We start from the raw sequence: 25,721 nt of genomic DNA, 5'->3' as shown, positions 1-25,721 counted from the left end.
TAAGATTCTATTTGTGGAGTGAATATGTCCGAACATCCTCAAGGACAAAAACATTGTTCATTTTGCGGTAAAACGCAGTCTGAAGTCGGGAAACTGATTGCAGGTGAGGACGCATATATTTGTAATGAGTGTGTGGATGTCTGCTTAGACCTTGTACAAACCAGCCAACAGGTTGAAGCAGGGGACTGGGCGAGTAAGGCATTGCCAAAACCACATGAAATACGTGCTGCGCTTGATCAATATGTAATTGGTCAAGATCTTGCCAAAAAGACATTATCTGTTGCGGTTTATAACCATTATAAACGCCTAAAAGTTGGTCATAATGGCCATGTGTCAAAAGAAGTAGAAATTGCTAAAAGTAATATTCTATTAATTGGACCTACAGGTTCGGGTAAAACTTTACTTGCGCAAACATTGGCTCGCCTTTTAGACGTTCCATTTGCAATGGCAGATGCAACGACATTAACCGAAGCTGGTTATGTCGGCGAAGATGTTGAAAATATTGTACAAAAGCTTTTGCAAAAAGCAGACTATGATGTAGAGAAAGCTCAGAAGGGCATTATCTATATTGACGAGATTGACAAGATTACTCGTAAATCTGAAAACCCGTCAATTACGCGTGATGTTTCTGGTGAAGGTGTACAACAAGCATTGTTAAAAATGATTGAAGGTACAGTGGCTTCTATTCCTCCGCAAGGTGGACGTAAGCATCCGCAACAAGAGTTTATCCAAATTGACACTTCGAATATCTTGTTTATTTGTGGTGGTGCCTTTTCTGGTTTGGAAAAAATTGTACAGCAGCGTCAAGAAAAAGGCGGTATTGGTTTTACAGCTGACGTTAAAAACAAAGATGAAACCAAAAAGCTTGCTGAATTGTTCCGTCAGGTTGAGCCAACTGACTTAGTGAAATTTGGTTTAATTCCAGAATTCATTGGTCGTTTACCAGTGATTGCTACACTTGAAGAGTTGGATGAAGAAGCATTAATGCAAATTTTGACTGAGCCAAAAAATGCATTAACTCGCCAGTATCAATATCTTTTCACCATGGAAAATGTTGATCTGATCTTTGAAGATTCTGCATTACGTGCTATCGCTAAAAAGGCACTTGAGCGTAATACGGGTGCACGTGGTCTACGTTCTATTATGGAGAACGTACTGCTTGAAACCATGTACGATTTACCAAGTCGTACTGACGTTGGGACAGTCATTATTAATGAAGCAGTCATTAATGGTGAAGCAGAACCTGTTTATAAAGCAGAGCGTCAACCTAAAGAAGCTGCAACGCATGAAAGTGTTGCTAAGGCAGATTTAAAAGTTATTGATTCGAAGTCTGCATAGATTTCATTCATCTAAAAAGCATGAATCGCTCTGGTGATTCATGCTTTTTTTGTTTTCAATTTATGTGCGCGGTGTTAATCTTAAAAATACAAAATACGCATAGTTTTGCGTTGTAAAAAATAAATCAAAAACAAAACGCTTTGAGGGATGCCATGCGTTATTTAATCGTATCTTTGTGCTGTGCCGGACTGTTTGTGGGCTGTCAAAGTTCATCTCATTTAGAAAAAAATTCGGGTGAATTGACTGCAACCTTACCCAAAGTTGATGTTGAAAAAGAACCAGGCTTATTTGATCAATATCATGTAGGCGGTTTTGCTGTAGGTGGTTGGGTTAATCAAAAATTGGGTCAGACTTTTGCTCCAGTCAAACCACAAAATCAACAAGCTGCTGTAGTTTATCTTTATCGACCAGACACGAAATGGAACCGTCAGGAAATTGCAGCGATAAATCTCTTTGTGAATGGCAAACGCATTCCGAGTCTATTACATAATCATTATTACTGGATTGAATTGCCGGCAGGAACTTATCGACTTTCTGCGAGTCGCCCTCTACTTGGTATTCATTTTCAAGAGCCGAAATATATTGATATTACTGTTGAGGCGGGCACCTCTTATTATTTGAAATATGATGAAGAGAACAAAATGGACCGTGGTGAACACACTGGCCCATTTATGTTAATGCAGGATAATATTGGTCGTAGAGAGATAGCATTTACCGAGCTTAAATCTTCTAGCTACAATTTTGTCGCTGAAGATGCGTCGGGTAAGATTCGACATAAGCCACAAGAATTAAAACCAGCCAAATATGATGAAAAATCAGATGTACATCTGATTAAACCATTTAAATTATGGAATCCTTTAACTTGGTAAACCTTTCCAAAAGATAAAGAAAAGTTAAGTCTTTTCTTTATCTTTCATGAGTGGGGCAATAATTTTAAGCATCTCTTCTTGCATATGATCTCGTGCTTTAGGGTCATTAAAGGTCTGCTGTCCCAACTCCATCATATATTCTGAAATTTGGCCCATAATCTGTACGTTTTTACGTGTAATTGATTGGCCTTCTGGGGTTTTTAAAAATTTCAAATTTGCCTGAATTTCTTCTTCAGAATATGTCTTTAAGTAAATATCCTGTAAGGCTTGGGCAGTTTTTGGATTGCTAATGAGCTGATTGCTCGAATCTTTTAAAAGAGAACCTAACTTCTTCGCGGCCTCTTTTTCTTTGGGGCCTAAAGTTTTGATACCCGTAATATTAGTAACGATTTGTTCTGCCTGTTGATCATAGTAAGGCGTTAATTCATTAATTGATTCTTTAAGTAGGTAATCAATTTGGCTCATTTGCATGAGTTCTTTAACTGAACTTAATTTGGCAGGAGAGGCAAATAAGCTTGTGGTAATACAGCTTAGGCAGAGGCTGATTGAGAGATTTTTAAGAATAGGGCGAATAGTCATGAAATGACCTATATTCAATATATGGCGAGAGAGTGCATTTATTAATAGCACAGATTGAAGAAGTAATTGTTACAATTCTTTTCAGATTTTAAAATAAAAAAAGAATGCAAAAAAAAGCACCGAATTCGGTGCTTTTCTTGATTAGCCAGCTGCTGCATCGACTACTGGAATTTTACCAATTTTCGCTTGCCAGATTTTTGGAGCTACTGCGTGAATTGAAGTACCGTTTACATCAACTGCAACAGAAACAGGCATATCTTCAACTACGAATTTGTAGATTGCTTCCATACCTAAGTCTGCAAACGCAACCACTTCAGCTTCGCGAACAGCTTTAGATACGAGGTAAGCCGCACCACCAACTGCCATTAAGTAAGTTGCTTTGTTGTCTTTGATCGCTTCAATTGCTGTAGGGCCACGATCAGCTTTACCAATCATACCGAATAAACCAGTATGTTCTAATACTTTACGTGTGAATTTATCCATACGTGTTGCAGTTGTAGGACCAGCAGGACCAACGACTTCATCACCCACTGGATCAACTGGACCAACGTAGTAAATAAATTTACCTTTAAGATCAACTGGTAATTCTTCACCGTTATCGATCATTTCAACCATACGTTTGTGTGCAGCATCACGACCTGTGTACATTGTTCCGCTAAGAAGTAATGTATCACCCGGTTTCCAAGAATCCATTTCTGCTTGAGTAATGGTATCAAGGTTTACACGCTTAGATTGTGAAGAGTCCCAAGTTACTGAAGGGTAGTCTTCAAGTTTTGGTGCTTGAATATGAGCTACACCTGTACCATCAAGCTGGAAGTGAGCATGACGAGTAGCAGCACAGTTAGGAATCATACCAACTGGTTTACCAGCAGCATGACATGGGTAATCTTTGATTTTAATATCAAGAACAGTCGTTAAACCACCAAGACCTTGAGCACCAATACCAAGTGCGTTTACTTTTTCAAAGATTTCGATACGAAGTTCTTCGATTTTGTTCTCTGGTCCACGGCGAAGTAATTCGTCCATGTTGATTTCTTCCATGAGTGCTTCTTTAGCAAGCATCATGGCTTTTTCAGCAGTACCACCAATACCAATACCGAGCATACCTGGAGGACACCAGCCTGCACCCATAGTTGGAACAGTTTTAAGTACCCAGTCAACAATCGAGTCAGATGGGTTAAGCATTGCAAGTTTCGATTTGTTTTCTGAACCGCCACCTTTAGCAGCAACAGTAATATCTACTTTGTTACCCGGAACGAGTTTGTAGTGAATTACAGCAGGGGTATTATCTTTTGTATTTTTGCGACCAAATGCTGGGTCAGCAAGTACAGATGCACGAAGAACGTTGCTGTTTTCAAGGTAACCTTGGCGAACACCTTCGTTTACCGCATCGTCTAAGCTCATTGTTAAATCAAATTTAACATCTAAGCCCACTTCAAGGAAAACGTTAACAATACCAGTGTCTTGGCAAATTGGACGATGACCTTCCGCACACATGCGAGAGTTAATTAGAATCTGTGCAATTGCATCCTTTGCGGCTTTGTTTTCTTCGCGATCATAAGCACGGCTCATCGCTTGGATAAAGTCTTGCGGGTGATAGTACGAAATAAACTGTAGGGCGTCCTTGATCGATGTAATCAAGTCATCTTGTTTGATAATCGTTGTCATACCAGAAAATCTCTTGAGCGGGCTGTTAGCTAGCGGGCTAAATTATATGATAAAAAGACAGTGTTGTGGGAGATTGGTTGATCTTTTGACCGAAAGTCGCATAAGAAGATATTGAAGTGATTTAAATGCCAGAAATCGGAAAATTATTTATTTTTAAATGACTAAAATAAAAAAAGCCATTTGAGCGGACATCAAATGGCGAGAGGTAGTAAAGGTGAATTTATTAATTATTTGGCAGCGGCTTGCTGTTCTGCCTGAATTGCGGTTAATGCAATGGTAAAGACGATGTCATCTACCAATGCTCCACGAGACAAGTCATTAACAGGCTTGTTTAGGCCTTGCAGCATTGGTCCAACGCTCACAACATTTGCAGCACGCTGTACTGCTTTGTAAGTGGTATTACCCGTATTTAAATCTGGGAAAATAAATACATTTGCACGGCCAGCAACGCGTGAGTCTGGTGCCTTTTGACGTCCCACACTTTCAACTGAAGCTGCATCGTATTGAAGTGGACCATCAATCAGTAAATCAGGACGACGTTGCTGAGCAATTTGAGTTGCTTGTTGTACTTTTTCAACATCAGCACCTGTTCCAGAAGTGCCAGTTGAGTAACTGATCATGGCAATACGTGGGTCAATTCCAAATGCTTTAGCCGAATCAGCCGACTGAATTGCAATTTCAGCAAGTTGCTCTGCTGTCGGGTCTGGGTTAATTGCACAGTCACCGTAGACATAGACTTCATCTGGTAAAAGCATAAAGAAGATTGATGAAACTAGTGAATAATCAGGGGCTGTTTTGATGAGCTGAAATGCTGGGCGAACTGTATTTGCCGTAGTGTGTACCGCACCTGAAACTAAACCGTCGACTTGATCTAAAGCTAACATCATGGTGCCAAGCACTACGGTATCTTGAAGCTGTTCTTTCGCTTGAAGCTCGTTGAGTTTACCTTTACGTAGCTCAACCATTGGTGCAACGTATTGATCACGAATACTATCAGGGTCAACAATTGCCAATTCAGCAGGTAATTCAATACCACGTGCTTTTGCAACGTCTTGTACTACATCTGGTTTAGCCAGCAAAATACAGTCAGCAATACCACGTGCCTGACAAATTGCCGCAGCTTGAATGGTGCGCGGTTCATCACCTTCGGGTAGAACAATTCGTTTTTTCGCTGCAATCGATTTTTGCACCAGTTCGTGACGGAAAGCCGATGGCGACAGGCGAGGGATAGCTGCATTGTTGCTGTGCTGTTTAAGCCATTCAACATCAATATGACTTGAAACAAATCGGGTCACTTGCTCAGCACGTTCAGTATCGTCTGTTGGAATTTCATTACCAAAATTAGATAAACGCTGAGCGGTTTCGAGTGTATTTAAACGGGTATGTAAAATCGGCAATCCTTGTTTAATCGCACTTTGACAAAACTCTAAAAGCTCAGGTGCTGGTGCTTCTCGTTCTGTAAGCACCAAACCAGCCAAAGGAATACCATTACTAGTTGCTAAACTACTTGCGAGTAAAACATCGGTACGCTCAGATGCACTAATAATCAATTCGCCTGCAATGAACTTATTCAGTTCATATTCAATGCTTGAAGCAATTAAACTCGAATGCAAAATACGACGGGTTTTCGCTTCACCTTGATGTACCCATTGCCCATCAATGACATTTGCAATATCGAGAGTTCTTGGTACGCTTAGCGTGTTACTAAATGGAACCAGTCCAATGATTGGTAAATCGCTAGAGCCAAAATAACGATTATATTTTTGCAGTTCGGTCGTAAATTTTGCGATGTCTTCAGTCGGTCGTAACGATGGATCAAACGCAACAGGAATTTGTGCTGTTTCTTCAGTTAATCCACGGGTACGCATAAAGAGTACACCAGCAGTACGATTTGACGCTGCTCCACCGAACTGGCGTAAATGAGCATCTACTTTTTCTGCGGCTTTTTTCGGGTTTTGAATATCTGCTGTACTGACCAACACGACTTCTGCATCAAGCGCTTGTGCAAGACTTGCGTTGAGCTCACTGGCGAAGTGGTCTTGTCCGTTAGGTAATAAGCCTTCCACAATAATGACATCGTGGTCTGCTGCAACGCTACGGTGGAGGCTGACAGCTTCTTCAAGTAATTCATCTACTTCCCCAGCGGCAATAAGCTGAGTTAATTTTTCATGCGAAATAGATTGAACAGTTTTACTTTGAAATAAATGACCAAATAATGAAGTGGTTCGGTCAAGATGCTCTTGGTCTTCTTGAGAAAATGGTTTTAAAAAGCCAGCTTTAATCCCGTTGCAATCAAGTGCGTAAATCATGCCTAAACAGGCAGAGGTTAAGCCAACCCCTTCGCCTGTAGGAATCAATAAAATTGTATTCATATAATCCTATAAATAAATATCGAGTTTTCGCTGAGCTCTAATTAAGCAAGGCTTGCTACAGATGCTGTATTTTCTGCCGCTTCAACAACTTGACGAGTTTCTTTGGCAATACGACCTTCTTCATCTGTTGGAATGACCCAAATTTGTGGTCCTGTTCCATTGTCGATTCGGCCTTCAGTGCCACGTTTTAGGTTGTTGTTTTGATCTTTATCAAGCTGCAAACCAAAATGAGGTAAATAAGCTAAGGTTTTTTCACGAATATAAGCTGAGTTTTCGCCAATACCACCTGTGAAAATTAAACCGTCTAAAGTTGGTAAGCCACAGCTTAGTGCAGCAAGTGATTTTGCTAGGCGATAGCTAAACACTTCAATAGCAAGACAAGCATCTTCATTGCCAGTTTCAGCAGCTTCAATCACTGTACGCATGTCATTAGACAGTTGAGATAAACCTAGTAAGCCACTTTCGTTATTTAAAACTTTATCAATTTTTGCTAAATCCCAACCGAGATTTTTCGCAAGAAAGCTATGTAAGCTTGGGTCGACATCACCACTACGTGTTCCCATCACTACGCCTTCAAGTGGAGTAAGGCCCATAGATGTGTCAACACTTTGTCCATTCCACACTGCGCAAGTTGAGCTGCCGTTTCCTAGATGCGCTGTTAACCATCCACCTTTTTTCAGATTGCCTGCAAGCTCACTTGCTTTGTCAGACACATAAGCATGGCTTGTACCATGGAAACCATAACGGCGGACGTTGTGGTCAGTATATAAAAACTTAGGAATTGCATAACGGTATGCATGCGGTGGCATGGTTTGATGGAATGCAGTGTCAAATACGGCAACTTGAGGTAATTCAGGAAATAGACGTACGGTTGCGTCAATACCAATTAAATGTGCTGGGTTATGAAGCGGAGCCAAAGGCGTTGCTGCACGAATACGTTCAATAATTTCAGGAGTGAGTAATTCTGCTTTGGTTAAACTTCCACCGTGTACAACACGATGTCCGATTGCTTGCGGTTTGTAGTTAGCAAGACGTGCAAGTAAAGTTTCTAAAGCTTTGGCATGGTCAGCATAAGGAATTGAAAGTTCAAGTGGTTCACCACCAACTGTAACTCCCTTAATACGAGCATCAGCTGCCCCCAAGTTTTCTGCTAAACCGTAAATGCGGTCTTCACGACGCTCTGAAACCAGCGCGTATTTAATAGATGAAGAGCCGCAATTGATAACTAATACTGATATAGCCACGTTGAAATACCCAAGTCCTGATTTAAAATAGTTTTCCTAACTTCCTGTTCAAGATGTATTATTTTTCGATACAGATTGAACGGGTTGTCATGTTTTAGCATGTGTTGTTTTTCTGTCCAAGATAGACTTTAGCCCATTAGACTTAAGCACTATCGACCATTAAATTATTTCTAACTAATATTTGTCCAGTATAAAGCTTAACCACTGTATTCATGGTTTTTTTGTAGAAGAATTAAACAGTTTTTTGTATATATTTATAAAAATTAAATTTCTATTTAATGTAATTTTCAAATATTTGGTATAAATTTTTTTAGGAAAAATATGTGCTGTTATTTTAATCAAACTTGAGCGGTATATTACAAATAATATACGTAAGTTAAATTAAGATTTAATAGGTAATATGTAGGTTAAAAAGAATAAATTATAAACATTTTTAATATAAGAATGAGCGCGATTAAATAGATATTTATGCATTTATAAAATAGTTATTATTACTTTGATATTATGGGAATTTTATCATATTTACTGATGCTTAATTGAGTTGTGAATATAGTCTAAAATAAAACTAGTCTCTTGCTTATAACTTAAACATTATTTGTCTTTAATACTCATGCTTAAGAGGTTAACACTGCGCTGATAAGGGCTTGCATGTCGCTTTTTGCCTTAATAATATTGTTCATCCCTTTTCTAAATGATCGTCAAATATATCATTTGGTCTATTTTTTTATTTTCCGGCTTATCCGGTTGTACAGGAGCGTCCAGCATGGACTTGCCGAACCCTATATTGGCAAAAGTTACCGAACGTGTCATCGCACGTAGTCAAAAAACTCGTTCTGCATATTTACAACGTATTGAACATGCACAAGGCAAATTTCCTGCTCGGGGAGCGCTTTCATGTGCCAATCTGGCTCATGGTTTTGCCAGCATGGAAGATAATGAAAAATTAATTATTAAAGTAGGGCGTGAGCCCAATATTGGCATCGTATCTTCATATAACGAAATGCTTTCGGCACACGCACCCTATAAAACATTTCCAGATTTAATTAAAACAGCTGCTCGTGAAAATGGCGGGGTGGCACAGTTTGCTGGCGGTGTCCCAGCAATGTGCGACGGTATTACCCAAGGTAATGCGGGTATGGAACTGTCATTGTTCTCTCGTGAAACGATTGCGATGAGCACAGCGATTGCATTGTCTCATAATATGTTTGACGCAGCTTTGTGTTTGGGTGTCTGTGACAAGATTGTGCCGGGCTTGCTGATTGGTGCTTTGCAGTTCGGTTATTTACCTACTATTTTTGTGCCAGCTGGCCCAATGACTAGTGGGCTATCTAACGATGAGAAAGCTAAAATTCGTCAGCAATTTGCAACGGGTCAGGTTGGCCGAGATGCTTTACTCGAAGCTGAGTCAGCTGCTTATCACGGACAAGGGACTTGTACTTTTTACGGTACAGCCAACAGTAACCAGATGCTGATGGAAGTCATGGGCTTGCATTTGCCAAGTGCTGCATTTGTTCATCCTCATACACCATTACGTGATGCGCTTACCGCAGAAGCTGCAATTCGTGTACTTGATTTAACAGTTGAGCGTGGAAACTATACGCCGATTGGTCATGTCGTTGATGAAAAAGCCATTATCAATGGCATCGTGGCATTACTCGCTACAGGTGGTTCAACGAATCATACTTTGCATCTGATTGCGATTGCTCGTGCAGCTGGCATCTTGATTGACTGGGATGACTTCGATGATTTATCTGCTGTTGTTCCTTTGCTTGCAAAAATCTATCCAAATGGTAAGGCCGATGTAAACCATTTCCAAGCTGCGGGTGGTGTTGCTTTCCTCATTCGTAACTTACTTGAAGCTGGCTTATTGCATAACGATGTAACGACGGTGGCTGGTAAAGGTTTGCAGCATTACACCAAAGAACCAAAACTGATTGATGGCAAGCTCACTTGGGTTGATGGTGTGGTTCAAAGCCTTGACGACAAAGTTTTACGTAGCATTGATGCGCCATTTCAACCAGATGGTGGCTTACGCTTAATGCAAGGTCGCCTTGGCCGTGGCGTAATCAAGATTTCTGCTGTTGCGCCAGAGCATCGTAAAGTTAAAGCTCCGGCAATTGTGTTTGATTCTCAAGAAGCAGTGCAAGCTGCGTTTGATCGTGGTGAATTACACCGAGACTTTATTGCAGTTGTTCGTTTCCAAGGTGCTCGTGCGAATGGTATGCCTGAATTGCATCGTTTGACGCCTGTGTTAGGTGTTTTACAAGATCAAGGTTTCCACGTTGCTTTAGTGACTGATGGTCGTATGTCTGGCGCTTCAGGCAAAGTTCCTGCGGTGATTCATTTATCTCCAGAAGCATTATTAAATGGGCCGATTGCTAAAGTTCAAACAGGCGATATGTTGGTTATTGATGCTGAGGCAGGCGTGCTTGATGTTGAGATAGATGAACAGACTTGGCAGTCGCGTCCTGTTGCACAGCCAGAACATCAGGCAGAAAACGAAGTTGGCTTTGGCCGTGAATTATTTGGTGTGTTCCGTGCTGCTGCTGCGCCAGCTGAACATGGGGCATCTGTATTTGGTGCATTGGTTGGTGAAAATTCACCAGAGCAGATTTGAATCAAAGGAACTGAAAAATAATGATTAAAATTGAAGATATCGTCAAATTAGGTCCAGTCATTCCCGTATTGGCATTTGATTCTGCTGAACAAGGTGAGGATGTATCACGTGCTTTACATGCAGGTGGTGTAAAAGTCCTTGAGATTACGTTACGTACTGCCGCTGGTCTTGCTGCTATTGAGCGTGCAAGCCAGTTGGCAGATGACATTGTGGTCGGTGTAGGTACGATTACCAAACCAGAACATTGTGCTCAAGCTAAAAAGGCAGGTGCTCAATTTGGTGTATCGCCTGGTTTAACTAAAGATTTGCATTTGGCTGCACAAGATGCAGGCTTGCCTTTATTGCCTGGTGTGATGACACCAAGTGACCTGATTCAGGCAATTGAATTGGGTTATGACATTGTGAAGTTCTTCCCAGCTCAACAGGCGGGTGGCGTTGAGATGCTAAAAGCATTTTATGGTCCATTTCCAAACTTACGGTTTTGTCCGACTGGTGGAATTACTGCAGAGTCAGCACCGGATTTCTTAAAGCAACCTAATGTAGTTTGTGTGGGTGGTTCATGGTTAACACCTAAAGCTACTGTAGCTGCACAAGACTGGGCGGAAATTACTCGCTTGGCACAAATTGCGAGTCAGTTGAGAGCACTATAGATGTAGTCGATATTTATAAAAAATGAAGTGCATTTTATGTGCTTTAAAGGCTGTATTGATGTGACCAGTTTGTGCTGGTCACACCTAAATATAAAAATTTAGTGTCTTAACAGTAGGAATTACTGTGGTTGAAGACCTTTGTTTAGGCAGTGTGTCTAAATAATTATTCCAAGGAGAAGTGTCCCATGGAGACGGTTCAGGGTGGCATGTTACTGATCTACACTGTAATCGCGATTATTGCTTTAGTGGTCATGATCGCGAAGTTTAGAATTTATCCATTTCTGGTTCTTATTATTGTTTCACTTGGTTTAGCTTTAGCTGTTGGCATGCCAATGGGCGATATTGTTAAGTCATATGAAGCTGGTACTGGTAAAACCCTAGGCCACCTTGCGATTGTAATCGCACTAGGAACGATGCTCGGCAAAATGATGGCTGAGTCGGGTGGCGCAGAGCGAATAGCAATTACTTTAATTAAGTGGTTTGGTGAGAAAAATATTCACTGGGCCATGATGTTTATTGCCCTTATTGTTGGTCTTCCCGTATTTTTCGAAGTAGGTTTTGTACTTCTTATTCCAATTGCATTCAATATTGCCAAACGTACAGGCAAGTCCTTACTAGTTGTTGGCTTACCGATGGTTGCTGGTTTGTCGGTTGTGCATGGCTTAATTCCCCCACATCCGGCAGCATTACTTGCGGTACAGGCCTATCACGCTGATATCGGTAAAACGATTGCTTACAGTTTGTTGGTGGGTATTCCAACTGCCATTGTGGCAGGGCCATTGTATGCACTTTGGATCAATAAATATGTCAAATTGCCTGAGAACAATCCATTGTTTAAGCAATTTGTTGAGGCAGATAAGAAAGAAACCCGTGAGCTACCAAGCTTTGGAATTACCTTATTTACGATTATGTTGCCTGTCGTATTAATGTTGATTGGAAGTTGGGCTGATCTATTCTTTGCACCAAAAACTTTCGCTAACGATTTACTACGTTTCATTGGTACTTCTGATATTGCATTGCTCATTGCCGTACTGGTTAGCTTTATTACCTTTGGTACAATGCAGGGCTTTAATCGTGAACAGATTGAAAAGTTCTGTGGCGGATGTTTAGCTTCTATTGCCGGAATCATGTTGATTGTAGGGGCTGGCGGTGGCTTTGGCGGCATTTTACGTGACAGTGGTATTTCTAATGAAATCGTCTCTACAGCCTTAAAGGCAAATTTGTCGCCGTTATTATTGGGTTGGTTTGTTGCAGCATTGATTCGTTTGGCGACAGGATCGGCTACGGTCGCTATGGCTACTGCTTGTGGCATTGTTGCTCCAATTGCAGCCACGGCAGGTGTTGCGGTTAGACCAGAACTTTTGGTACTTGCCACAGGTTCAGGTTCATTAGTTTTCTCACATGTAAATGACGCAGGATTCTGGTTAATCAAAGAATATTTTGGTATGACCGTGGGGCAGACACTCAAGACTTGGTCAGTATTGGAAACGATCATTTCGGTGTTGGGTTTATCTTTCACGCTACTGCTTAGCACTATTTTATAATTAAAGGTGAGTAATCCATGATTGTGATTGCAATGGGTGTCTGTGGAACAGGTAAAACCCTAATTGGTGAATTGTTATCAGAGCGTTTGGCTTGTGAGTTTCTTGATGGCGATACGCTTCATTCAGCTGCAAATAAAAGTAAGATGAGTCAAGGCATACCCTTAACTGATGAAGACCGCTTGCCATGGTTACAAGCAATTCGTCAGGTCATTGAAACTAAACAGAGAGATGGTGAAACAGCTGTATTTACATGCTCATCTTTAAAGCGGATGTATCGCGATATTTTAAGAGGGCAGGACCAGAATGTTAAGTTTGTCTACTTAAAAGGTTCTTATGAGTTATTACAGCAACGACTTGCAGAAAGATCAGGTCATTTTTTTGACCCAGCGTTGCTACAAACACAGTTAGACACATTAGAGGAACCTGATGTGAATGAAGCAATTGCTATTGATATTGCTCTCACACCAGAACAGATCATTGAACAAGTTATCCAGAAGCTAGGGGTGACTGATAGCGTGTGTCGGGGGTAAATTCATCTAGAAAGGTTATCAACGCTTTAAGATATTCACCTTGTGGTTTACGGTTCAAGCAAGGTGAGTACGGATAATAATAGTGATATTGACCCGAATAAAACCTGATTACAGTGGCGAGTTCGGGGAATATATAAAAGACATACGAATAATAAGGTATTAAGAAGAATGAATCAGTTAAATAATCTACAACTTAAATTCCCAGTAGTGGACAGTATTCCTGAAAGTGTGTGTCTGCCCTCCCAAATTCATCAGCGTGTCTCACTAGTGGATGGTGAATTAAAGCTATGGGCTGGTGCAACCAAGAAAACATTATCTCCAATCTGGATTCAGCAGCCTGACGGTAGCCTACAGCAAGTTGAGCTTGGTAGTTATCCAGTCATGGGTGAAAAAGAAAGCGATGAAGCACTAGAAGCAGCGGTAAGGGCTTACAATAATGGTCGTGGCGAATGGCCAATGATGAAGGTTGGTGAGCGCATTGCCTGTATGCAAAATTTTATTCAGCGCATGGTGGAGCAGCGAGATCTAATTATTAAGTTGATCATGTGGGAAATTGGTAAAAGCTTGGCGGATTCAGAGAAAGAATTTGACCGTACGATTACCTACATGCGTCAAACGATTGATGCCCTGAAGGATTTGGATAATGCCAACTCCCGCTTTGTAATTGCTGAAGGTACGATTGGTCAAATCCGTCGTACTCCACTAGGTGTCGTGTTGTGTATGGGACCATACAACTACCCACTGAATGAAACCTTTGCGACTCTGATCCCAGCCATGCTAATGGGTAATACCATCATTTTTAAACCACCTCAATTTGGGACCTTGTTGTTTGAACCGTTACTAGAAGCGTTCCGTGATTCATTTCCAAAAGGTGTGATCAATACCATTTATGCGCCAGGCTCTCTGGTAGTACCTCATTTACTGGCATCTGGGCAAATTAATGTACTGGCACTGATTGGTTCTAGTAAAGTAGCTGATCACTTGAAGAAGCAACATCCTAAATCTCACCGTCTGCGTGCAATTTTGGGGTTGGATGCGAAGAATGCAGCTATTATTTTGCCGGATGCCGATTTGGATCTAACAGTGAAAGAGTGTCTGTTGGGTGCATTATCGTTTAATGGTCAGCGTTGTACCGCACTCAAAATGTTGATGGTACATCGCTCAATAGCTGATGAATTTGTTAACCGCTTAACGGCTGAACTGGCCAAACTTAAAGTGGGGATGCCTTGGGAAAAAGGTGTGTTTATTACTCCGTTACCAGGTATGCACCGTACGACCTACATGACTGAAGTCATTGAAGATGCTGTGGCTAAGGGGGCAAAAGTAGTTAATCCGGGAGGCGGTGAATTCTGCAAAACGATGTTCTATCCAGCTGTAGTTTATCCAGTGACTGAAGGTATGAGGCTGTATCGCGAAGAACAGTTCGGTCCTGTGATACCAGTCTCTGTTTATGATGACATCGAAACTGTGTTGGAATATGTCACTACTTCTGATCATGGGCAGCAGGTGAGTATTTTTGGTAGCGACCCTGAGCAAATTGGTCATTTAGTTGATCCGTTGGTCCATCAGGTTTGTCGTGTGAATATCAATTGTCAATGTCAGCGTGGCCCTGATGTATTCCCGTTCGGTGGTCGTAAAGATTCTGCGGAAGGTACACTGTCTGTGCATGATGCACTTCGTGCATTCTCGATCCGTTCAATGATTGCTGCTAAACAGACAGATGATAGCAAAGGCATGTTGGCCTCTATGGTGTCTGAGCACTATTCTAAATTTGTGAATACCGACTTTATTTTCTAATAAATATATGAATAAAAAAACCAGCCTACGGGCTGGTTTTTTTATAATTACTTATAACTTGAATAATAAAAAACGCCTGATATTAGTCAGGCGTTTTTTATTAAAAATAGATTGATTATTGACGAATTTGACCGTCTCCCAACACAATCCATTTTTGAGAAGTTAAACCTTCTAAACCAACAGGACCGCGTGCATGAATTTTATCTGTAGAGATACCAATTTCTGCACCTAAGCCATATTCAAAACCGTCAGCAAAACGAGTTGATGCATTAATCACAACTGAGCTTGAATCTACGCGGGCCAAGAATTGACGTGCCAAAGTGTAGTTTTCAGTCACGATTGCATCGGTGTGATGTGAACCATATTTGTTGATATGGTCAATTGCTTCATCAATCCCGCTAACAACTTTAACAGCAAGAATTGGTCCTAAATATTCGGTATACCAGTCTTCTTCTGTCGCAGGTTTTACAGAAGCACCCAAAATACGACGTGTTTCTGGACAGCCACGTAACTCGACTTGTTTTTCAGCATATAGTTCAGCAATGCGTGGTAAGAAAACATCTGCAATTTTTTCATCAACGAGCAGAGTTTCCATCGCATTACAAACGCCATAACGATGTGTTTTGGCATTTAAAGTAATTGGTAAAGCTTTTTGTAAGTCTGCCTGCGCCTCAACAAACACGTGGCAGTTACCATCAAGATGCTTAATGACCGGGATACGTGCTTCATTGGTGACGCGCTCAATTAAGCTCTTACCACCACGTGGAACAATGACATCTACATATTCAGCCATAGTAATAAGATGACCAACAGCTGCACGGTCAGAAGTCTCAATAACTTGCACTGAATGTTCAGGTAAGCCAGCAACTTTTAAGCCATGCTTAATTGCTTCAGCAATTGCTTTATTTGACTCTAATGCTTCTGAACCGCCACGCAAAATAATAGCATTACCAGATTTAATCGCTAAAGATGCAGCTTCAAGTGTTACGTTTGGACGTGATTCGTAAATCATCCCAACAACACCTAGAGGTACACGCATTTTTCCAATTTGAATGCCGGTGGGGCGGTATGCAAGATCAGTAATTTCCCCAATTGGATCAACAAGCGCGATCACATCTTTTAGACCTTGCAACATTCCTTTAAAACGTGCGGGCGTAAGTTCAAGACGATCAAGCAATGCGCTGTCGAGCTGATTGCTACGACCTTTATCCATGTCGATTTGATTCGCTGCTAAAATTTCTGCCTGATTATTTTCTAAAGCAGTATAAATAGCAGAGAGCGCATGATTTTTTAGTGAGGTCGAAGCACTTGTAAGGACGCGAGAGGCCTGACGTGCTTGATGCCCAACTTGTTGCATATATTGTTCAATTGAGTCTTGCATAGCATTTTTTAATCATTTACCAATGAGTAAGATAGTAGCAGTCAAATGCGGAACAATGAATGGCTTTTTATCAAAAATGTGACCGCTATAAAAAAACATTTAAATATTTTGCAAACTATTAGCGACTTAAACAAGATGAGCGGTCATTTGAGCGATTGCGTATATTTCACACAATTGTTTAGAATGTTATTGTGCAATACAAACTAATACAAATTTTAAAGTTTTGTGCATAAAAGATTACGTGTTCAAGAAGGAACTCTTGCAGCATAAAAAAATTACAGCAAGGAGGAAGCAAGGATATGAATTCCATTATTCAAATGGATTCGGAGATCAACCAAGCTTATGCCGGTTTTGGCTTTTTCGATATCTACCATAGAGATAGTTTTAAACAACCTGCTCGTACTACATGGATTGACGGCTGGAAAATTGAATATATGGCAATTGCCGACCCAAAAACGATTCACAATACGCCAATTGTGATTGTGGGTGGTGCTTTCCAGAATTTTAATTCTTATAAATATTGTGTTGAACAATTGTTTGAAAGTGGGCCGGTCATTTTAATTGATTTACCTTCTATGGGCGCAAATCAGCAAATTACTAATCGGGATACGGGCGTATCTGCGGGTATTTTAGAGCTACCTGATTTATCTAAAATGTTGGGGCGCTGGTTAGATATTGTTGGACTACAAAAAGTTTCTGTAATGGGAATGTCTTTGGGGTCAGTAATCGCATCTTGCTTTGCTTATCATCGTCCAGAATTAATGGACCGCATGATTTTGATGGGTGTCATGCAAAAGACCCGAAAAAGTTGGCGAATGATTTTGGAAGAGTCGCTCAAGCTCATGCAAGAAAACCGCATGGAAGAGTTTGGGCAAGCTGTAATTTTATATTTAGTTAATCATGCAAAATTAGATAAAACCCGTATGTCACCAACAGCCAAAAAATTATTTTTTAGGCAAATGGCTGAGTTTACGGGTACTGAGCGAGAACGTTATGAAATTAACTGTAATCGTCTTTTACGTTTAACAGATGTACCCATTCCAGAGTGTAAAACGTTAGTTGCAGCAGGGCAGTACGATAGTTTTACTCTACCTCATGAAAATGCGAACTTTGCTTTGCAGTGCCCAGATATGGAATTTGCTCTTATTGCAAATGCGGACCATGTACCTCAGTTGCAGCGTCGTAAAGAAACCATGAGTTTGTTCACTTCATTTTTAAAAGGTGAATCTATCCAGAATTTGGATGGCATTATTCCTATGACACGTGAACAAATGCAAAACATGGAACGCCGAGGGGAAGAGCGAGTTCGGGTTTTGCGGCCAAAAACTCAACTTACTCATCGAGAGTTTGATGTACAGGTGCCTGTAAAGATTGTTGATGTCACATTCTTTGGTATGTATTTAAAAATGGATAATGTTTCGCAGCTTGAGTTTGTGAATGAACATCCGCGTGACTTGGCACTGCATTTAGAAGATGAAGAAGGCACTTTTGCAATTGAATGCTTAATTTTTGAGAGTACAGTTCAAGGTATTCGAGCTCTATTTAAACATGGTAGTTTTGAACTTGCTGATCGTTTAAGCCGTTTTATTGCTCGTCAAAAACAAGCAGTTTAATAGTATAGTTATAGATGGAAGCTCGTTTATTTCGAGCTTCCATTTTTTATATTGGTTATTTTATTTGCGCGTGAATGGTCCAGACCAAGTCACCTAAATGCTGCTCATGACTATCTTGAGAAGCTTGTCCAAAGAAAATTTGTGGTTGTTCCACGCTAACTTGATCGAACTCTGTATCTTTAAAAAAGTCTTCAACTTCTTTGGGGCTTTTGAAGTGAAAACTAAACGAGCTTCGAGACATTAATTTCAATAATTTACTGCTATTCCAGATGATGCCGGCAAGTTTGTTTTTAACTGGTTCAGGGTAGAGGTCAGTTAAATAATGAAAATTTTTAAAAGAAGCGCCATAGTGAGCAATCGATTGAATCAGCTGTTTTAATAAATCTTTATCAAAATAATTAATTAAACCTTCACTAATTACAACCAGTGGGCGGTTCGGGTCAAATACTTCAAATGCTTGTGAAAAAGCTTCTGTAAATAAATCAACTGATAAAACTTCAGGTGCATTTTTTTCAATTTGCTGTAACGCATTTTGTTTGGTTTGTGCCATATCGGGTAAATCAAGCTCCCGATAGGTAATTGAAGGGTAATGCTGTCTAAACCACCAGCCACGTGGAGACAGGCCACATGCTATTTCTAGAACTTGTAAATCAGGATTTTCTTGAATGAGTTGTTCTAAATGGTGATCAAGCATGGTGTGACGTTGTTTGAGCGTCGTGCGCATGCTACCACCCACATATTTCTCAGCCCAAGATTCTATCGGATGAACCAAATATGCCAGTGATTTGCCTTTAGTTGTCGCAAGTGCTTCATGAGAAATCCCCATTTGATACCAGATATAGCCCGTATAGTGGGCTGTAAAAGAGATGTGGCGGTGTTTTGAAAGTTGTTGTGTCATTCGTCCTGAACTCGATTTATTGTTTTTGTATGATCTTCATTAATTATAAAAATGAAGAATTTTTACTGTATTGATGTTGAATGAACCTATACATGACGGAGTCCTGTCAATTAGGTCCACATTCTGGGATGAACTTTCAGTTAGAGTTACTTTTCTTTCGGGAAAAGTAACCAAAACCATTGTCATACGCAAAACCTGTTCACTTTCTGCATCTATCAAATATATTGAAGCAATCAATATCCTTCAGCAGATGAGCAGGTTGCGTATGACTTAACCGCGTATCAGATAGTGAATAGGTTTTTGTAGTCAATTAAAATTTTTACTAACTTAAATCGAACTTTTAAACTCTTCAATGGCTGTTTTGACAGCTTGCCACTCATTTCCAAGCGATAAAGTTTCACCAATCTGAATTTGTGGAATTTGGCCACGCATGCGCTCTAAACGCTCTTGGTTTGGTAGTTCTAAATCTGTAATACCTTCAAGTGCTGTACATGCTGCACTACGGTCATTACATACAAGCCCCATGTCGCAACCAGCTGATAGAGCTGCTTGAATACGAGCATCTGCACCGCCTGCTACGCAAGCAGCTTGCATACTTAAGTCGTCAGAGAAAAGTACACCATCAAACTTCAAACGGTTGCGTAGAACTTCTTGAATCCAGAAAGGTGAGAAGCCTGCTGGATTTGGATCGATCTGATCATAAATTACATGTGCAGGCATGAGCGCATCAAGCTGTGGCATGAGCTTAATAAAGCTTTGCATGTCATGGTTATAAATTTCGTCATAGCTACGGCTGTCGATTGCAGCTGCAACATGAGAGTCGGCTTTCACAGAACCGTGGCCCGGGAAATGTTTGCCCGTGTTTGCCATGCCAGCTTTTTTCATGCCTTGCATAAATGCGCCTGCAAGCGGGGCGATGTCCTCAATATTTTTAGAGAAACCACGGTCACCAATCACGTCACTAATTGCATTAAGGTCTAAAACGGGTGCAAAACTAAAATCAATACCGACTGCAAGGACTTCTGTTGCCATTAACCAACCGCACTGTTCAGCCAGCTCAAGTGCTTTTTGAGGTTGGGTAATATAGAGTTCACCGAAACGACCCATGGCTGGTAATAAAGTAAAACCTGATCTTAGGCGCTGAACTCGACCACCTTCTTGGTCGACTGCAATTAAAATATCTGGACGAATTTGACGCATATGGTCCGTTAATGCGCGGACTTGTTGTGGAGATTCAATATTTCGTGCAAATAAAATCATGCCACCGACTTGCGGAGCGCGTAATAGTTCAATATCTTCTTGAGTAAGTTCTGTGCCGGCGATGTCCAGCATCAATGCGCCAATCATATTGGTTCCATTTGAATTTTGATTGAAAAACAATAAGCGAATTTTGCAATGTTTTGCTACATTTTGTCAGTACAGAATATGATAAAACTACACGGTATAAACAATTTAGTTGGTTAAGATTTTGAATCTGCTTAGTTCATATCGAAAACAGAGCGTGTAAGATAGGAATACCCAAGGAAGTATTAAAAATTTATGAAACTTCAAACTATAGCTTGTGCAGTAGCGATCGCGACTGGCGGTTTATTCTTCTCTCATACGATGAATGAAGCGAGAGCAGCAACCAATACTGCTGTGGTTTCTCAATCGATCCAGCCAACGCAAGAACAGGCTTTGGTGGCTCGCCAACTGGCAACTTTAGTTGATCGCCAACATTATTTGAATATGCGTTTAGATGCGACGACATCAAACCGTATTCTCGATATGTATTTAGATAGCCTTGATCCGGATCACTCACTATTTTTAGACGCTGAAGTTCAAAATTATAAAAAACTATATGGTTCAAATTTTGGTGCTTCATTAAAAGCGGGGAACTTAACTGGTCCATTTGCAATTCATCAGCAATATCGTGAACGCTTAAAACAATTTTATGAGTTCATGTTGACTGAGTTAAAACAACAGCAAAATTTAAAACAGCCAAATAGCTATATTGAAGTTGATCGTGAAAAAGCGCCGTATTTTAAAACGTCTGCTGAGCAACAAAATCACTGGCGCAAAATGTTGGTTTCGCAGTTAATCAACTTAACGATTAGCCGTGAAGAAGAGCAGGCGAAACAAAAGGCGCTTAAAGAAAATCCTTCACTTGCTGATGGTCAAGACTTAACTGGTCCAGAAGATTTAACACCAGCTCAGACCTTAACTAAACGTTATACGCGTCAGCTTGAAAGAATTAGTCGTGTGAAAAGCGATGATGTGTTGGACAAAACATTAAATGCCATGTTGGCGACTTATGATCCACACAGTAACTATTACCCGCCAATTGATGCGATAGAACTGAATCGTCAAACCACCTTGCAACTAGAAGGTATTGGTGTTTCGATTCGTCCAGAGCGTGGCAATGAAGATTACACCAAAATTGAAACCATTGTAGAAGGTGGTCCTGCAAGTAAGTCTGGCCAAGTGAAATCAGGAGATCGAATCGTTGGTGTCGCCCAAGAAGGCGAGAAAATGATTGATGTGGTTGGTTGGACAAGTTCTGAAATTGTTGGACTCATTCGTGGTAAGCGCGGAACTAAAGTTACGTTAAAACTTCTTGGCGCTGGTGCATCAATGAGTCAAGCACGTAATGTGACCTTAGTGCGTGATGTGATTCAAGAAGAAGATGCTGGTGTTCGTTCACGTACAGTTGAAGTGACACGTGATGGTAAAAAGCATGTGTTGGGTGTGATTGAAATTCCATCATTCTATTTTGACTATCGTTCACGTCGTGCGGGTCAACAATACCGTTCAGTTTCTGAAGATACTGCCAATGCCTTTGAAGCGTTAAAAGCGAAGAAAGTAGAAGGTATTATTATCGACTTGCGTAATGACCCAGGTGGTTCATTAGAAGAAGTTGCACGTATGCTGGGTCAAGTGATTAAGTCAGGTCCAGTGGTTCAAATTCGTGATGGTAATGGCAACGTAAGTGTTTTTGAAGACAATGATGGTGGTCAGCAAGTTTACACAGGTCCACTCGCTGTAATGGTGAACTTGGCATCTGCATCTGCAAGTGAGATTTACTCTGCTGCAATCCAAGACTATGAGCGCGGTATTATTATTGGTAGCACAACGACTGGTAAGGGTACAGCTCAGGTGCAACTTGATACTCTGGCATACGGTCAAGCGACTTTAACTCAGCGTAAGTTCTACCGTATTACAGGTGGTAGTACACAAAATAAAGGTGTAGTGCCAGACATTAAACTCGTCGATATCTATAACGAAGAGTTTGGTGAGCGTAAATCGAAGAATGCATTGAAGTGGGACACAATTCCTACAGCACCATTTAAACGCGAAGGCTCTGTGCAACCTTATGTGGCAAAGTTGTCTCAATTCTCTGAACAACGTGTTGCTAATGATGCTCAGTTTAAATATTTAAATAAACGTACTGCGATTGCTAAAGTTACGAGTGATCAAAAGCAAGTCGTACTTGATATTGATAAACGCCGTGCAGAATTACTTGCTTTAGAGAAACAAACGTTAGATGCAGAAAATGAACGCCGTGCAGCAAGTGGTCAAAAACCTTTTGCAAACTGGGAAAGCTATCAAGCGTCATTAGATGCTCTAGCTGAATCTCGCGCTAAAATGAAAGCATCACAGCGTCCTGCATTACCAGAAGAAGAAACTTTTGTGACTGAAGCTGCAAATGTACTTATGGACTATGCAAAATTGCAAAATCGTTAAGCGTTATTAAGTTTTAAGAGAAAAGCATACTGTCATCAGTGTGCTTTTTTTATTTTCATGTCAGTAAACTGTCATGCATTTATCATCAAAATGTCAAAAAAACTGCTTAATCTTTAAGCATGAAAATAAATACATTGATGGATGGCGCTATGCAAAGCTCATACGCGACAGCACTATTAAAACAACAGCAACTTCCTGAAAGCTTCCAATTCTTTTTTAAACAAAAGCAGCAGCTATCTAATACGCATTCACTGCATGATTTGGTTCGCCCGCGTTTAAAAATTGCGATTGTTACCGAGACATGGCCACCTGAAATTAATGGTGTGGCTCTTTCATTATTACAACTATGCCAAGGTTTACAAAAACAGGGGCATAAAATTCTACTAATTCGCCCAGAACAAAAAGCCAAGTGCCATGACTTTACACCAGAGCAAGAATGTCTGGTGATGTCGCAAGCTATTCCGAAATATCCGACTTTACAGTTTGGCTGGCCACAATATTTAAAAGTATCGAAAGCTTTTGAAAAGTTTGTACCAGATGTGGTTCACATTGTGACAGAAGGGCCGTTAGGTTTAACTGCTATGCAAGCTGCTAAGGCAAAAGCTATTCCGGTTTCTAGTGGCTTTCATTCACCCTTTCAAGATTTTAGTCGATTTTTTGATTTGGCTTTTTTAGTTAAACCGATTCAAAAATACCTATGCTGGTTCCACAATAATACGCAAGTGACTTGTGTACCGAGTAAAGATACACAAGAAGCATTACGAGGTTTCGGTATTACTTGTCCACTGGTTGTGGTGGGGCGCGGTGTAGATACCACAAGATTTTCACCAAAGCATCGCTCTGAAAATTTGCGAAAACAATGGGGTGCCGATGAGAATACTCGCGTTATGCTTTATGTCGGGCGTTTATCGCCAGAAAAAGAAGTGCAAGTACTCATTGAAAGCTATGCCAGCTTACAAACTGTCCAGCCACATAAAACTAAGTTAGTGATTGTGGGAGATGGCCCAGATTTTGCTCGCTTAAAATCATTGCCTGAAGCGAAGGATGTTATCTTTACCGGAAGTCTAAGAGGTCAAGATTTAGCGGCAGCCTACGCGAGTGCAGATGTATTCGTATTTGCGAGTCAAGTTGAAACGTTTGGTAACGTAGTTTTAGAGGCGATGGCAAGCGGTTTACCAGTTATCGCGTATGATTATGCATGTGCACATCAATATTTAACCCATGGTGTGAATGGCTGGTTAAGCCCACTTGGACAAAAAAGCCACTTTATACAACAAATTTATCAGCTTCCTTCATTACAACAACTTAGAGAAATGGGCGTACAAGCCTGTCATAAAGTACAGCAAAGCGGTTGGCAACTTCCGGTTCAGCAATTGGAGCAGGCATTTTATCAGGTAGTGAAGGAGCCCTCGGTGGACTTCACCTAAGTATCCTAAAATAGGAGAATGACCATGAAACTTAAGAATGCAAAAATAAAAATACTCGATTTAGATTTGAGAGGTTGTTTATATCTTAATAATTTCTCTCACTCCCAACGTGTTGCCCTTTTTTTCAAAATCATCAGCCGTGTCGGTGATGGTCCATTTTGGTATCTAATGCTGGCAATCGTGTGGGGCATGCAAGGTATCAACTACAGCTTGCAAATCATTTACTTGTTATTAGGTGGTTCTGTTGGCACAGCAATCTATAAATTCTTAAAACATAAAACAACGCGACCTCGTCCTTATCAAGTGCATCAGGTGATTGTGCTCGGTGAGAGACCACTTGATCACTTTAGCTTTCCATCTGGTCATACACTTCATGCAGTCATGGTGACAATTGTGTTGGGTTATATCCAGCCAGCTCTGCTTGCAGCCATGTTCCCATTTATGGTGCTTGTAGCATTGTCTCGTATGGTGCTTGGTCTTCATTACCCAAGTGATGTGATTGTCGGTGCGCTCATTGGTGCGGCGGTTGCAAGTATGATTATTTTTGCAGCTCCGCTATTGAACATCGCTTTATAAGTATCGGTAATTTTTATCAGCTTAAGCTATCGATTAGGTTTGTGGATTTGCTAAAGTACACAGTTCGTGATTTAGCAGATTAAACAGATAGGAGCCGCTATGGGCTTACGTTGGACAGATACGATTGATATTGCGATTGAATTGTCAGAAGCACATCCAGATGTTGATCCGCAATGGATTCGTTTTACCGATTTACATGCATGGGTGTGCGCATTACCAGATTTCAATGATGACCCAAATAAATCGACAGAAGGATTGCTAGAAGGGATTCAAATGGCCTGGATAGACGAAGTTCGCTAAAAACAGTAGAAAAAATCGCAACTTTTACACATTCAAAGCTGATTATTGCCTATGACATCGGTATAATGCGGCAAATTTTTTAAAGTTTAAATCTTAAAATAAAGGAGCCACTCATGGCTATTGAACGTACTTTGTCTATCGTAAAACCTGATGCAGTGTCTAAAAACCACATCGGTGATATTTTTGCTCGTTTTGAAAAAGCGGGTTTAAAAATTGTTGCGACTAAAATGAAACACCTTTCTCAAGCTGATGCTGAAGGTTTCTATGCTGAGCATAAAGAACGTGGTTTCTTTGGTGACTTAGTTGCATTCATGACTTCTGGTCCAGTTGTAGTATCTGTTCTTGAAGGCGAAAATGCAGTTCTTGCACACCGTGAAATCTTAGGTGCTACAAACCCTAAAGAAGCTGCTCCTGGTACGATCCGTGCTGACTTCGCTGTAAGCATCGACGAAAATGCTGCTCACGGTTCTGACTCAGTTGCTTCTGCAGAGCGTGAAATTGCTTACTTCTTTGCTGACAACGAGATCTGCCCACGCACTCGTTAATCGAAAGCATTCAAACCAGATAAGTGGTATACTACTTATCTGGTTTTTTT

General features: G+C 40.7%; 21 protein-coding genes. 13 read left to right on the top strand and 8 right to left on the bottom strand.

What is annotated here, in order from left to right; genetic code table 11:
• Positions 1-24 precede the first annotated feature (24 nt).
• Both clpX and OD757_RS13465 read left to right on the top strand, forming a co-directional pair.
• Positions 25-1,338 carry an ATP-dependent Clp protease ATP-binding subunit ClpX gene (gene clpX / locus OD757_RS13470; RefSeq protein WP_005302193.1) on the top strand — a complete coding sequence of 438 codons (1,314 nt, stop codon included), beginning with the start codon at positions 25-27 and terminating at the stop codon, positions 1,336-1,338.
• A gap of 152 nt (positions 1,339-1,490) precedes the next feature.
• Complete coding sequence (locus tag OD757_RS13465) at positions 1,491-2,207, top strand: DUF2846 domain-containing protein (protein WP_263032191.1); 717 nt, start codon at positions 1,491-1,493, stop codon at positions 2,205-2,207.
• Positions 2,208-2,231: 24 nt separating this feature from the next.
• Here OD757_RS13465 and OD757_RS13460 read toward each other — a convergent pair whose 3' ends face one another.
• The 5 genes from OD757_RS13460 to OD757_RS13440 form a co-directional block, all read right to left on the bottom strand.
• Positions 2,232-2,786, bottom strand: a complete 555-nt coding sequence (locus OD757_RS13460) for a DUF2059 domain-containing protein (protein WP_263032190.1) — start codon at positions 2,784-2,786, stop codon at positions 2,232-2,234.
• Positions 2,787-2,927: 141 nt separating this feature from the next.
• On the bottom strand, positions 2,928-4,454 hold the full coding sequence (locus OD757_RS13455) for a fumarate hydratase (RefSeq protein WP_005302199.1): 1,527 nt from the start codon (positions 4,452-4,454) through the stop codon (positions 2,928-2,930).
• Between the two features lie 227 nt (positions 4,455-4,681).
• On the bottom strand, positions 4,682-6,826 hold the full coding sequence (gene pta, locus OD757_RS13450) for a phosphate acetyltransferase (RefSeq protein ID WP_263032189.1): 2,145 nt from the start codon (positions 6,824-6,826) through the stop codon (positions 4,682-4,684).
• Positions 6,827-6,867: 41 nt separating this feature from the next.
• Positions 6,868-8,070, bottom strand: coding sequence for an acetate/propionate family kinase (locus OD757_RS13445; RefSeq protein ID WP_263032188.1), 1,203 nt, complete (start codon positions 8,068-8,070; stop codon positions 6,868-6,870).
• On the bottom strand, positions 8,052-8,171 hold the full coding sequence (locus OD757_RS13440) for a hypothetical protein (RefSeq protein ID WP_263032187.1): 120 nt from the start codon (positions 8,169-8,171) through the stop codon (positions 8,052-8,054). Before OD757_RS13440 ends, OD757_RS13445 begins: the two co-directional genes overlap by 19 nt.
• A gap of 662 nt (positions 8,172-8,833) precedes the next feature.
• On the opposite strand from OD757_RS13440, the gene edd reads away from it, so the two are divergent.
• From edd to OD757_RS13415, 5 genes are all read left to right on the top strand, one after another.
• Positions 8,834-10,687, top strand: a complete 1,854-nt coding sequence (gene edd / locus OD757_RS13435; protein WP_263032186.1) for a phosphogluconate dehydratase — start codon at positions 8,834-8,836, stop codon at positions 10,685-10,687.
• A 20-nt stretch (positions 10,688-10,707) separates the two neighbouring features.
• Positions 10,708-11,337 (top strand): bifunctional 4-hydroxy-2-oxoglutarate aldolase/2-dehydro-3-deoxy-phosphogluconate aldolase, encoded by a 630-nt coding sequence (eda, locus tag OD757_RS13430; protein ID WP_009390833.1) that lies wholly within the window; start codon positions 10,708-10,710, stop codon positions 11,335-11,337.
• Positions 11,338-11,522: 185 nt separating this feature from the next.
• Positions 11,523-12,881, top strand: coding sequence for a GntP family permease (locus tag OD757_RS13425; protein ID WP_009390711.1), 1,359 nt, complete (start codon positions 11,523-11,525; stop codon positions 12,879-12,881).
• 17 nt (positions 12,882-12,898) lie between these two features.
• A complete protein-coding gene (locus OD757_RS13420; protein WP_009390752.1) occupies positions 12,899-13,411 on the top strand; it encodes a gluconokinase in 513 nt (170 codons plus the stop codon).
• Positions 13,412-13,579: 168 nt separating this feature from the next.
• Complete coding sequence (locus OD757_RS13415; protein WP_263032185.1) at positions 13,580-15,208, top strand: NADP-dependent glyceraldehyde-3-phosphate dehydrogenase; 1,629 nt, start codon at positions 13,580-13,582, stop codon at positions 15,206-15,208.
• Between the two features lie 115 nt (positions 15,209-15,323).
• Here the strand turns inward: OD757_RS13415 and OD757_RS13410 are convergent, their stop codons facing one another.
• Positions 15,324-16,589 (bottom strand): glutamate-5-semialdehyde dehydrogenase, encoded by a 1,266-nt coding sequence (locus tag OD757_RS13410; RefSeq protein WP_263032184.1) that lies wholly within the window; start codon positions 16,587-16,589, stop codon positions 15,324-15,326.
• A gap of 299 nt (positions 16,590-16,888) precedes the next feature.
• Here OD757_RS13410 and OD757_RS13405 point away from each other — a divergent pair, with 299 nt between their 5' ends.
• A complete protein-coding gene (locus OD757_RS13405) occupies positions 16,889-18,202 on the top strand; it encodes an alpha/beta fold hydrolase (protein WP_263032183.1) in 1,314 nt (437 codons plus the stop codon).
• Positions 18,203-18,257: 55 nt separating this feature from the next.
• On the opposite strand, the gene OD757_RS13400 is transcribed toward OD757_RS13405, so the two are convergent.
• Together OD757_RS13400 and nagZ are read right to left on the bottom strand one after the other, a co-directional pair.
• On the bottom strand, positions 18,258-19,100 hold the full coding sequence (locus OD757_RS13400) for a class I SAM-dependent methyltransferase (RefSeq protein ID WP_263032182.1): 843 nt from the start codon (positions 19,098-19,100) through the stop codon (positions 18,258-18,260).
• A 327-nt stretch (positions 19,101-19,427) separates the two neighbouring features.
• Entirely contained in the window at positions 19,428-20,447 is a 1,020-nt protein-coding gene (gene nagZ, locus OD757_RS13395) for a beta-N-acetylhexosaminidase (RefSeq protein WP_263032181.1), read from the bottom strand.
• Between the two features lie 192 nt (positions 20,448-20,639).
• Here nagZ and OD757_RS13390 point away from each other — a divergent pair, with 192 nt between their 5' ends.
• The 5 genes from OD757_RS13390 (at position 20,640) to ndk (ending at position 25,671) form a co-directional block, all read left to right on the top strand.
• Positions 20,640-22,823, top strand: a complete 2,184-nt coding sequence (locus tag OD757_RS13390; RefSeq protein ID WP_263032180.1) for a carboxy terminal-processing peptidase — start codon at positions 20,640-20,642, stop codon at positions 22,821-22,823.
• A 137-nt stretch (positions 22,824-22,960) separates the two neighbouring features.
• Positions 22,961-24,250 (top strand): glycosyltransferase family 4 protein, encoded by a 1,290-nt coding sequence (locus OD757_RS13385; RefSeq protein WP_263032293.1) that lies wholly within the window; start codon positions 22,961-22,963, stop codon positions 24,248-24,250.
• A gap of 24 nt (positions 24,251-24,274) precedes the next feature.
• Positions 24,275-24,826, top strand: a complete 552-nt coding sequence (locus OD757_RS13380; protein ID WP_317619799.1) for a phosphatase PAP2 family protein — start codon at positions 24,275-24,277, stop codon at positions 24,824-24,826.
• A gap of 99 nt (positions 24,827-24,925) precedes the next feature.
• Complete coding sequence (gene iscX / locus OD757_RS13375; protein ID WP_009390748.1) at positions 24,926-25,126, top strand: Fe-S cluster assembly protein IscX; 201 nt, start codon at positions 24,926-24,928, stop codon at positions 25,124-25,126.
• A 113-nt stretch (positions 25,127-25,239) separates the two neighbouring features.
• Entirely contained in the window at positions 25,240-25,671 is a 432-nt protein-coding gene (ndk, locus tag OD757_RS13370) for a nucleoside-diphosphate kinase (RefSeq protein WP_003654870.1), read from the top strand.
• Positions 25,672-25,721 lie beyond the last annotated feature (50 nt).

The organism is Acinetobacter sp. AYS6, from assembly GCF_025630795.1.
Taxonomy (GTDB): domain Bacteria; phylum Pseudomonadota; class Gammaproteobacteria; order Pseudomonadales; family Moraxellaceae; genus Acinetobacter.
This window is presented reverse-complemented; position numbering and strand designations above follow the sequence as displayed.

Bases quoted from the DNA above. Each gene is read 5' to 3' on its own strand.
- OD757_RS13390 (WP_263032180.1), top strand. From the start codon at position 20,640: ATGAAACTTCAAACTATAGCTTGTGCAGTAGCGATCGCGACTGGCGGT.
- OD757_RS13385 (WP_263032293.1), top strand. From the start codon at position 22,961: ATGGATGGCGCTATGCAAAGCTCATACGCGACAGCACTATTAAAACAA.
- OD757_RS13410 (WP_263032184.1), bottom strand. From the start codon at position 16,589: ATGCAAGACTCAATTGAACAATATATGCAACAAGTTGGGCATCAAGCA.
- OD757_RS13400 (WP_263032182.1), bottom strand. From the start codon at position 19,100: ATGACACAACAACTTTCAAAACACCGCCACATCTCTTTTACAGCCCAC.
- clpX (WP_005302193.1), top strand. From the start codon at position 25: ATGTCCGAACATCCTCAAGGACAAAAACATTGTTCATTTTGCGGTAAA.
- OD757_RS13465 (WP_263032191.1), top strand. From the start codon at position 1,491: ATGCGTTATTTAATCGTATCTTTGTGCTGTGCCGGACTGTTTGTGGGC.
- OD757_RS13440 (WP_263032187.1), bottom strand. From the start codon at position 8,171: ATGCTAAAACATGACAACCCGTTCAATCTGTATCGAAAAATAATACAT.
- OD757_RS13460 (WP_263032190.1), bottom strand. From the start codon at position 2,786: ATGACTATTCGCCCTATTCTTAAAAATCTCTCAATCAGCCTCTGCCTA.
- ndk (WP_003654870.1), top strand. From the start codon at position 25,240: ATGGCTATTGAACGTACTTTGTCTATCGTAAAACCTGATGCAGTGTCT.
- OD757_RS13415 (WP_263032185.1), top strand. From the start codon at position 13,580: ATGAATCAGTTAAATAATCTACAACTTAAATTCCCAGTAGTGGACAGT.
- OD757_RS13405 (WP_263032183.1), top strand. From the start codon at position 16,889: ATGAATTCCATTATTCAAATGGATTCGGAGATCAACCAAGCTTATGCC.
- nagZ (WP_263032181.1), bottom strand. From the start codon at position 20,447: ATGATTGGCGCATTGATGCTGGACATCGCCGGCACAGAACTTACTCAA.
- OD757_RS13425 (WP_009390711.1), top strand. From the start codon at position 11,523: ATGGAGACGGTTCAGGGTGGCATGTTACTGATCTACACTGTAATCGCG.
- OD757_RS13455 (WP_005302199.1), bottom strand. From the start codon at position 4,454: ATGACAACGATTATCAAACAAGATGACTTGATTACATCGATCAAGGAC.
- iscX (WP_009390748.1), top strand. From the start codon at position 24,926: ATGGGCTTACGTTGGACAGATACGATTGATATTGCGATTGAATTGTCA.
- eda (WP_009390833.1), top strand. From the start codon at position 10,708: ATGATTAAAATTGAAGATATCGTCAAATTAGGTCCAGTCATTCCCGTA.
- OD757_RS13420 (WP_009390752.1), top strand. From the start codon at position 12,899: ATGATTGTGATTGCAATGGGTGTCTGTGGAACAGGTAAAACCCTAATT.
- edd (WP_263032186.1), top strand. From the start codon at position 8,834: ATGGACTTGCCGAACCCTATATTGGCAAAAGTTACCGAACGTGTCATC.
- OD757_RS13380 (WP_317619799.1), top strand. From the start codon at position 24,275: ATGAAACTTAAGAATGCAAAAATAAAAATACTCGATTTAGATTTGAGA.
- pta (WP_263032189.1), bottom strand. From the start codon at position 6,826: ATGAATACAATTTTATTGATTCCTACAGGCGAAGGGGTTGGCTTAACC.